This is a genomic window from Butyrivibrio sp. NC3005, assembly GCF_000424545.1.
Taxonomy (GTDB): domain Bacteria; phylum Bacillota; class Clostridia; order Lachnospirales; family Lachnospiraceae; genus Butyrivibrio.
Map to the genome: position 1 here is coordinate 1 of NZ_AUKC01000095.1, position 1,187 is coordinate 1,187.

General features: G+C 39.1%; 2 protein-coding genes. Both read left to right on the top strand.

Annotation, left to right across the window (positions count from 1 at the left end; genetic code table 11):
- Positions 1 to 148 precede the first annotated feature (148 nt).
- The gene (locus tag G634_RS0114865; RefSeq protein WP_026505921.1) at positions 149 to 670 is read left to right on the top strand and encodes a GNAT family N-acetyltransferase; all 522 of its coding nucleotides are present in this window, start codon (positions 149 to 151) and stop codon (positions 668 to 670) included.
- Positions 667 to 1,098 carry a hypothetical protein gene (locus G634_RS19530; protein ID WP_155830607.1) on the top strand — a complete coding sequence of 144 codons (432 nt, stop codon included), beginning with the start codon at positions 667 to 669 and terminating at the stop codon, positions 1,096 to 1,098. The genes G634_RS0114865 and G634_RS19530 overlap by 4 nt, the downstream gene beginning before the upstream one ends.
- Positions 1,099 to 1,187: the final 89 nt, after the last annotated feature.

Consider the following 1,187-nt stretch of genomic DNA (forward strand, 5'->3'; position numbering starts at 1 on the left):
TTTAAATAGATTTACACTTGTAACTCCAAAGTCTGAAAATGATGTACGATTACAAGCTACACTTGCCAATCAGAACCCCACGGGCTTGCCCGTGGGTACAGTCAGAGTAGATGTAAGTTTTTTGAGACAACAGGAGCGTTACTGAACAATGGTAATTAAACAACTTAATTATGATGAATACAAAGGAAAGCAGTATAAAACTGAGATTCGTTCAGATAAATGCCTTTCCATCGAACCAGAAGGCGAAGGCTTCTCCATTGAATGGAAAAAAGCAGACAACGAGATAGTTGAGACCCTTACAGATGACATGTTGTCTGAATGGCTGGATAATCCTATAGCTTATGGCGCTTTTGAAGGAGATACACTCATTGGTTTTGTAGAAGGTTTCCTCGAAGATTGGAACAACAGATACAGAATCTCAAATATATGCGTATTCGCTACAGACCTTCGCAGTAAAGGTGTTGGCACAGCTCTTCTTGAGAAAATCATGGAAGATGCTGTAAAGAGCGGTGCAAGGATGGCTGTTCTGGAGACGCAGAGCTACAATTCAAAAGCTATTTCTTTTTACAAGAAAAACGGATTTGAGCTTATAGGCTTTGACAGATATGCATACTCAAACGATGGACCTAAAGAACATAACATGAGAATTGAAATGGGTAAGAAACTGTGAAGACAGACATAAAAGGTAAAAATACTATGTACCTATACCATTACTATGACAAAAGATCAGGACCATTTAGAAGCCTTACAGCTGTATGCAAAGAGGATTCTAAGATTATTCTTGAGAAGATTAAAAGAGAACGCCCTGATTCCATGTGTGCCAGAAGAGATGATGACTACATAGAGAAAAGGCGCAACTGTGAAGCTATCATACGCAGTGAATTCATCGCTAAAGGCGGAATCGTAAAGCTTGACTCGCCTCATTACATGGTAGTTGAACATAGCCCCTGGCTTAGTACATGGTATGAAGATGGAGCTTTTATAAAGATTCCGATTGATGATTTTGATACTAGAACAATCTCTTTTACCTATGGTGACTCTATGCCAACCTTCAGCCCTCTTATTACTGATGGTAAAGAATATCGTAAAAAGGTATGACTTCTTGCTGAGATTTAGGATAATCATCAGCAAGAATCCTGCTTCGCAGGACAAAATTTGTCTTAACGACAAATTTTGGTCTGGTACGG

Coding starts and splice junctions, on each gene's coding strand:
- G634_RS0114865 (WP_026505921.1), top strand. CDS start 149: ATGGTAATTAAACAACTTAATTATGATGAATACAAAGGAAAGCAGTAT.